Consider the following 7,475-nt stretch of genomic DNA (forward strand, 5'->3'; position numbering starts at 1 on the left):
CACGTCCCGACCGCGCCGCGCGCGCCGCGGGCCCGTCCCTCGGCGTCGTCGTACCAGCCCAGGACGACCTGGACCCGGCGCGCCAGCTCGCGCGCCCGCTCGGCCGTGACCGCGAGGCGGGCCCGGCCGGCGAGCTCGACGAGCTCCGACCGGCGCGCCGCAATCGCCACCGGCTCGCCCCCGAGGGCACCGCCGAGGACCGTCGGCCACGCACCCCCGGCGGCGACCCGTACCGCGGCCTCGGCGCCCGCCAGTGCGGCGGCGGCCTCGTGCAGCAGCCGCACGGCCCGCTCCAGCTCCTGCCCCTCGACGGCGGTCGGACGGGCACCCGTGAGCAGCCGGACCCCGTCCCCCCACGTGTCGCTCACGGAGCGCCCGCCGCCGGGCCGAGCACCGGGCCGGCGACCGCCTCGTCCAGCCGGGCCGCCACCACGCGGGCGTCGTCGAGCCACGGCCGGGCCGCGACGAGCGCACGCCGCAGCTCGTCGACCCGCTCCAGGTACCGCTGCGCCGCGACGCCCGTCCACGCGGTGCACGCGCTCGCCCGCAGCGCCGACTCCGCCTCGTCGACGAGCGCCACCGCCCGGTCGACCGCCCGCATCGCCGATCCCTCACCCCACATGGCCGCGACGCTAGGACGAGCGCCGGCCGGCTCCCCGGTGCGCGCGCCCGCTGTGGACGCCGCGCACGGGTGTCCGCCCCGTGCACGGCTCGGCGAGCGGGCGCGCCGTTCTGGGAGGATGAGCCCATGACCTCTCCCGCGCGCGTCCGCCTCGCGGACGTCACGCCCGCGATCGCCCTCGGCCCGCTCGACGGCCGCTACCGCGCCGCCGTCGCGCCGCTCGTCGACCACCTCTCGGAGGCGGCGCTCAACCGCGAGCGCGTGCACGTCGAGGTCGAGTGGCTCATCCACCTGGCCGCGCAGCGCGTGGTCCCGGGCGCGCCGACGCTCACGCCCGCGGACGAGCGGTACCTGCGGGACGTGGTCGCCACGTTCGGCGCCGACGAGATCGCCGAGCTCGCGGAGATCGAGCGCACCACCGTGCACGACGTGAAGGCCGTCGAGTACTTCCTCAAGCGCCGGCTGGCGGCCGCGCCCGACGCGCTCGGCGAGACGGCGCTGCCCGGCGTCACCGAGCTCGTGCACTTCGCGTGCACGAGCGAGGACGTCAACAACCTCTCGTACGCGCTCATGGTCCGCGGGGCCCTGCACGAGGTCTGGCTGCCGGCGGCGACCGGGCTCGTCGACGAGGTCGCGGCGATGGCCCGCGAGCTGGCCGACCAGCCCATGCTCTCCCTCACCCACGGCCAGCCGGCCACGCCGACGACGCTCGGCAAGGAGCTCGCGGTGCTCGCCCACCGCCTGCGTCGCCAGCTGCGCCGGATCGCGTCCGACGAGGTCCTCGGCAAGCTCAACGGAGCGACCGGCACGTACGGCGCGCACGTCCTGGCCGTGCCGGGCGCGGACTGGCCCGAGGTCAGCCGGACCTTCGTCGAGGGCCTCGGGCTGGTGTGGAACCCGCTCACGACGCAGATCGAGTCGCACGACTGGCAGGCCGAGCTCTACGCCGACGTCGCCCGGTTCAACCGGGTGCTCCACAACCTCGCGACCGACGTGTGGACGTACATCAGCCGCGGCGTGTTCGTGCAGATCCCCGTGGCCGGCGCGACGGGCTCGTCGACGATGCCGCACAAGGTCAACCCGATCCGCTTCGAGAACGCCGAGGCGAACCTCGAGATCTCGTGCGCGCTGCTCGACACGCTCGCGTCGACGCTCGTCACGAGCCGCCTGCAGCGCGACCTCACCGACTCGACGACCCAGCGCAACATCGGCCCGGCGTTCGGCCACAGCCTGCTCGCGATCGACAACGTGCGCCGCGGGCTGCGCGCCCTGTCGGTCGACGCGGAGCTGCTCGCGCGCGAGCTCGACGCGAACTGGGAGGTGCTCGGCGAGCCGGTGCAGTCCGCGATGCGCGCGGCCGGGGCCGCGGGCGTCACGGGCATGCAGGACCCGTACGAGCGGCTCAAGGAGCTCACGCGCGGCCGGCGGCTGACCGCGGACGACATGCGCGGCTTCATCGCCGGCCTCGGCCTGCCCGAGGACGCGACCGAGCGCCTGGTCGCGCTCTCACCGGCGACGTACACCGGCCTGGCCTCCGACCTGGTGCAATACCTGGACGACTGACCACCCGCAAGCGGGGGCGGTCCGAACCTCGTCACACCTTCGAGCGATCGAACCTGGACATCAGCACAACTCGCCTGCAAGATTGTGCACCGACTCGTCCGTTTTGCCCGATACTCCCCGTCGGAGGTACAGGTCGTGACGCTGATGCAGAAGGCGGTCCCGCCGTCGCTGTCGCGTGCCCACCTCGAGTCCGGCTACGACCGCGTCCACGGCTACGTCGTGCGCGCCGAGGACGTCGCGTTCGCCACCACCCCTGCGCAGCTGTACGAGGTCCACGGGCTCGGCTACCCCGGCTCGCCGTTCTCCCCCGACGACGAGTGGATCGACGTCCTGCGGTTCGACTCCTCGCCGCAGCTGCAGTACCGGGACGTGCGGGGCTACATCGTCCCGCTGTGGTGGCTGCGGCACTCGCGGATCCCCCCGCACGCGCAGCTCGTCCGGGTGTTCCGCGACGGCACCTCGATCCTCCTGGCCCGCTACGGCGACGTCGGCACCGGCTGGACGGCGATGCAGCCGTGGATCGGCCGGCCGGGCCTGCCCTCGCTCTCGCGCTGCGTCGGTCCCGTCGCGAAGTGGCACGGGGCGTACCTCGAGGCCGACGTGGTCGACGGCGGCGCCACCGTGGTGCTGGCCCTCGCGAACCCCCCGCTCGCCGAGACCGGGTTCGAGATGGCGCCCTCCGGCCGCTGGTACCGGATGGTGCCGCGCGAGGACGTGAGCGAGCTCTTCGAGCTGGACCTGACGGCTCGCTGGCGCGGCCTGTCCGTCCGGGTGGTCGACCAGTGGCAGGACGCCGACCGGTACGTCGTCGCGCGGGTCTCGCACCTCGGTGACGACATCGACCTCGCCGAGGCGCTGCGGTTCGACCGCATCGAGGCCGGCGTGTACGAGTCGGTCGTGTACGCCGCCGAGCTGACCGACATCGAGACGAACCAGGTGGTCCCCCACACCTGGACCCCGGGACCCGCGACGAGCCAGCAGCGCCGACCGGTGCGCAGCTCCGCCTGACCCCCTGACTGGTCGCGATCCCCCTGACGCGACCGCGCGGCGCGAGCCGGGCCTGACCCCTCCCCCCCGGACCAGGCCCGGCTCGCTCGTGCGCCCACGGCTCGGTGGGTTAACCCGACCGCCCCCTCGGGGGCCCACCGGGTCGAACCGGTGCGCCCCCGGCGCACAACCTGGACGAGTCACCCCGACTCGACCAGGAGGACCCATGACCACGTCGCCGCGGGCCGCCCGCAGCCGTCCGGCTCTCGCCGCCCTCGCCGCCGCCGCGCTCGACGTCGGGCTCGTCGCCGCACCGGCGGCCGCCACCACCACCGCGGCCGACCGGGCCGCCGCCCACGCGTCCGCCGCCGTGCCGGCGTCGCCCGCCACCTTCGGCCAGGACCCGGGCCTGCGGCGCAGCCTGGCGCGCCTCGTCGACGAGCAGGGCTTCCCTGCCGCCCTCGGCACGGTCCGCGACGCGCGCGGGCACCTGCGCCACGCGGCCGCCGGCGTCGCCGACCTGCGCACCGGCGCGCACGTACCCGTCGACGGGCAGGTGCGGCTCGGCAGCAACAGCAAGACGTTCGTCGCGGTCGTCGTCCTCCAGCTCGTCGCCGAGGGGAAGGTGCGGCTCGACGCCCCGCTGGAGGAGTACCTGCCGGGGCTCGTCCGCGGCGAGGGCATCGACGGGCGCCGGATCACGGTGCGCCAGGTGCTCCAGCACACGAGCGGCCTGCCGGAGTACCTGCTGCCGCTGGTGCAGCAGCACGGCGGGTTCGCGTTCATGCGCGACACCTACGTGCAGCCGCGCGACCTGCTCGACGTCGCCCTCGGGCAGCCCGCGACGTTCGCGCCGGGTGCCGGCTGGGCGTACAGCAACACCAACTACCTCGTCGCCGGCCTGCTCGTGGAGCGCGTGACGCACCGGCCGCTCGCCGAGCAGGTCCGGACGCGGGTGATCGAGCGGGCAGGGCTGCGGCACACCTACCTGCCGGAGCGCGGCGAGCGGGAGATCCGCGGCGCCCACCCGCGGGGCTACCACGCGGCGACGCCGGGCGGGACGCTCGAGGACTACACCGAGCTCGACACCAGCACGGCCTGGGCGGCGGGTGACGTGGTCGGCACGCCGAGCGACCTCGTCCGCCTCTACACCGCCCTGCTCGACGGTCGGCTCGTCCCGCGGGCGCAGCTCGCGGAGATGACGCGGACCGTGGAGACGTCGCCCGAGTGGAACGGCGACCGTTACGGCCTCGGCCTCGTGAGCCATCCGCTGCCGTGCGGCGGCGTCTCCTGGGGGCACGGCGGGGACATCCCCGGCTTCGAGACGGCCGTCGGCGTGACGACGGACGGCCGCGGCGCGGCGGTGGCCGTCACGGCCCTGCCGTCGTCCTTCGACCCCCCGGACGAGGCGTACGCGGCGGTGACGTCGGCCCTCGACGCGGCCCTCTGCCCCTGACCCGGGCGGACCGGCGGGCTGGAACCCCGGGCCCGCCCCATCCCCGATGAGTTCGTAGCGCCCGGACGAGTTCGTAGCGCTCGACCTACGAACTCGTCGCGCCGCTACGAACTCACGGGGGCGGGGTGCGGGGCGGGCGGGACAGAGGGCGGGTCAGCGGGGGTCGGGGTGCGGGGTCGGGACCTCGACGGCGGCCAGGTCCGCCAGGGCGGCGGCGTAGGCGGCGGCGTCGCCCGCGCGGGCCGCCTCGCGGGCCCGGACGGTCGGCGGGTGGAGCTGGGCGCGGGTGCGACGACGCAGGCTCCGCTCGGCGCGCTCGTCGCGCGCGTCCTCGGGCAGGGCCGACAGGGCCGCCTCCAGGCCGCCCAGCACGCGCGTGCGCTCCGCGACGACCGCGGGGTTCCACTCCCGCACCCGCCGCTCGGCCTCGAAGTCCCCCGCCGCCCGGGCGACGATCGTGCGGGCCTGCTGGACGGCGGCGTGCTCGGCCGGCGCGTGCTCCGCCACGGTGTGCAGCGAGACGAGGCGCACGCCGGGCAGCGACCGGACGCCCGGGTCGACGTCGTGGCGCAGCGCGAGGTCGACGACGGTGAGGGGACGCTCGGAGCCGGCGCGGGCGGCGGCGAGCGCGTCGACCGTGAGGACGGCGCCGGCGGCGCCGGAGCAGGCGACGACGAGGTCGACGTCGGCCAGGTGCTCGGCGAGGTCGGCCCCGGCGGGGACGGCGCGCACGCCCCGGGCGGCGGCGAAGGCGCCCGCGCGGCCGCTCGGGGAGTAGACGTGCACGTCGGTGCACCCGCGGCCCTTGAGGGCGGCGAGGCTCGCGCCGGCGTACGAGCCGGTCCCGACGAGCACGCAGCGGACGTCGGCCCACGCCGGCAGGTGCGGCTCGGCGATGTCGAGCGCGACGCCCACGACGGAGCGCCCGGTCGACCCGAGCCCGGTCCCGCCCTCGACGGCCCGCGACACGCGCGACGCCGCCTGGAACAGCCCCTCGAGGTCCGAGGTGGTGGTGGTGTCGCGGCGCGCGGCGGTGAGCGCCCGGCGCACCTGCCCGGCGATCTCGCGCTCGCCGACGACCATCGACTCCAGGCCGCTCGCCACGGCGAACAGGTGCTCGACGGTGCCGGCCTCCGTCTCGGCCCGCAGGTGCCCCTCGACGTCGGCGGCGGTGTACCCGCTGCGGTCGGCGACGGCCTGCGCGGCGGCGGCCCGGGCGGCGGGGAGGCGGTCGGCGTCGGCGACGTCGAGGTACAGCTCGAACCGGTTGCACGTCGCGAGCACGACGGCACCGGCCACGAGGTCCGTCGAGCCCACGATCTGACGACCCACGGCGTGCGCGTCCGACGAGAGACGCTCCAGCACGGCGAGGTCGAGGTCGTGGTGGCTCGCGGTGAGGGACAGGAGCACCACGATCCCTGAGTTAATCATCCCTGGATTTGTCGGGCACAATCCTCGGGTGCTGCCTTCCTCACACCCCCTGTCCGACGGGCGGACGCGCAATTCGGCGCTCGTGCGTGCCTTTTCCGGCGACCGCCCCGAGCGGCTGCCGGTGTGGTTCATGCGGCAGGCGGGCCGGTCGCTGCCGGAGTACCGCGCGTCCCGCGCGGGCACCGCGATGCTCGACGCGTGCCTGGACCCGGCGCTGGCCTCGGAGATCACGCTGCAGCCCGTGCGGCGGCACGGCGTCGACGCGGCGGTCTTCTTCTCCGACATCGTCGTGCCGCTGCGCCTCGCGGGGGTCGACGTGGAGATCCGGCCCGGTGTCGGCCCGGTGTTCGGGTCGCCGGTCCGGACGGCGGACGACGTCGCGCGGCTGCGTGAGCGGACGCTGACGGACGAGGCGCTCGCGCCGGTGGCCGAGGCCGTGGCCCGGACCGTCGCCGAGCTCGGCGGCACGCCGCTCATCGGCTTCGGCGGCGCCCCGTTCACGCTCGCGGCCTACCTCGTCGAGGGCGGCCCGTCGCGCGACCACCTCGCGGCCCGCACGCTCATGCACGCCGACCCCGAGACGTGGCGCGGGCTCACCGAGTGGGCCGCCGACGTCACCGGCACCTTCATGCGCGCCCAGGTGCTCGCCGGCGCGAGCGCCGCGCAGCTGTTCGACTCCTGGGCCGGGTCGCTCGGGCTCGCGGACTACGTCGCCCGCGTGGCCCCCGCCTCGGCCCGCGCCCTCGCCCACCTGGACGACCTCGCCGCCGAGGGCGTCCGGCGCGTGCACTTCGGCACGGGCACGAGCGAGCTGCTCGTCGCCATGCGGGACGCGGGCGCGGACGTCGTCGGCGTCGACTACCGGCTTCCCCTCGACGAGGCGAACCGCCGGCTCGGCGGCAGCACGCCGCTGCAGGGCAACATCGACCCCGCGCTGCTGGGCGCTCCGTGGCCCGTGCTCGAGGCGCACGTGCGCGACGTGGTCGCCCGCGGCGCCGCCGCGCCGGCGCACGTCGTCAACCTCGGGCACGGCGTGCCGCCCGACACCGACCCCACCGTGCTGACGCGCGTCGTCGAGCTCGTCCACACGCTGCGGCCGTGACGTCACCGTCCGACGCCCCGCGGCCGGCCGCCGCCGGCCCCGTCCGCGACGCGGTCGTGCTGGGCGCGGGCGTCGGCGGCCTCGTCGCCGCGCGGGAGCTCGCCCGGGCGGGGCTGCACGTGCTGGTCCTCGACGGGCGCGACGCGCCGGGGGGCGCGGTGCGGGCGCACACGGTGGCCGGGACTCCGGCTCGACGCGGGGGCCGAGTCCTTCGCGACGCGCGGCGGGTCGGTCGCCGAGCTCGTCGACGAGCTCGGGCTCGCCGACCGCGTGCGGACGCCCGAGCCGCACGGCTCGTGGGTCCACCTGACCAC

At 76.3% G+C, this 7,475-nt stretch carries 8 protein-coding genes; 5 read left to right on the forward strand and 3 right to left on the reverse strand.

The features are described from left to right. A partial coding sequence (locus HGCM_RS19635; protein WP_040398919.1) for a hypothetical protein occupies positions 1-368 on the reverse strand: 368 nt, incomplete at its 3' end. Beyond that, the gene (locus HGCM_RS03640; RefSeq protein ID WP_147572632.1) at positions 365-622 is read right to left on the reverse strand and encodes a hypothetical protein; all 258 of its coding nucleotides are present in this window, start codon (positions 620-622) and stop codon (positions 365-367) included. The genes HGCM_RS03640 and HGCM_RS19635, both read right to left, overlap by 4 nt. A 126-nt stretch (positions 623-748) precedes the next feature. Between HGCM_RS03640 and purB the strand changes: the two genes are divergently transcribed. From purB to HGCM_RS03655, 3 genes are all read left to right on the forward strand, one after another. Beyond that, positions 749-2,185: an adenylosuccinate lyase gene (purB, locus tag HGCM_RS03645; protein WP_019135526.1), complete on the forward strand. Its 1,437-nt coding sequence runs from the start codon at positions 749-751 to the stop codon at positions 2,183-2,185. Between the two features lie 144 nt (positions 2,186-2,329). Beyond that, positions 2,330-3,193, forward strand: a complete 864-nt coding sequence (locus tag HGCM_RS03650) for a UCP033725 family protein (RefSeq protein ID WP_246119482.1) — start codon at positions 2,330-2,332, stop codon at positions 3,191-3,193. Between the two features lie 205 nt (positions 3,194-3,398). Then, the gene (locus HGCM_RS03655) at positions 3,399-4,628 is read left to right on the forward strand and encodes a serine hydrolase domain-containing protein (protein WP_019135528.1); all 1,230 of its coding nucleotides are present in this window, start codon (positions 3,399-3,401) and stop codon (positions 4,626-4,628) included. Between the two features lie 153 nt (positions 4,629-4,781). On the opposite strand, the gene HGCM_RS03660 is transcribed toward HGCM_RS03655, so the two are convergent. Further along, on the reverse strand, positions 4,782-6,059 hold the full coding sequence (locus tag HGCM_RS03660; protein WP_147572634.1) for a glutamyl-tRNA reductase: 1,278 nt from the start codon (positions 6,057-6,059) through the stop codon (positions 4,782-4,784). A gap of 28 nt (positions 6,060-6,087) precedes the next feature. Here HGCM_RS03660 and hemE point away from each other — a divergent pair, with 28 nt between their 5' ends. Both hemE and HGCM_RS19040 read left to right on the forward strand, forming a co-directional pair. Next, positions 6,088-7,161 carry a uroporphyrinogen decarboxylase gene (gene hemE / locus HGCM_RS03665; RefSeq protein WP_026075243.1) on the forward strand — a complete coding sequence of 358 codons (1,074 nt, stop codon included), beginning with the start codon at positions 6,088-6,090 and terminating at the stop codon, positions 7,159-7,161. Between the two features lie 56 nt (positions 7,162-7,217). Next, a partial coding sequence (locus HGCM_RS19040; RefSeq protein WP_306426433.1) for an NAD(P)-binding protein occupies positions 7,218-7,475 on the forward strand: 258 nt, incomplete at its 3' end.

The sequence above is a fragment of the Cellulomonas massiliensis JC225 genome (genome assembly GCF_000312005.1).
Lineage (GTDB): Bacteria > Actinomycetota > Actinomycetes > Actinomycetales > Cellulomonadaceae > Cellulomonas > Cellulomonas massiliensis.

Coding starts and splice junctions, on each gene's coding strand:
- HGCM_RS03640 (WP_147572632.1), bottom strand. CDS start 622: ATGTGGGGTGAGGGATCGGCGATGCGGGCGGTCGACCGGGCGGTGGCG.
- purB (WP_019135526.1), top strand. CDS start 749: ATGACCTCTCCCGCGCGCGTCCGCCTCGCGGACGTCACGCCCGCGATC.
- HGCM_RS03650 (WP_246119482.1), top strand. CDS start 2,330: ATGCAGAAGGCGGTCCCGCCGTCGCTGTCGCGTGCCCACCTCGAGTCC.
- HGCM_RS03655 (WP_019135528.1), top strand. CDS start 3,399: ATGACCACGTCGCCGCGGGCCGCCCGCAGCCGTCCGGCTCTCGCCGCC.
- HGCM_RS03660 (WP_147572634.1), bottom strand. CDS start 6,059: ATGATTAACTCAGGGATCGTGGTGCTCCTGTCCCTCACCGCGAGCCAC.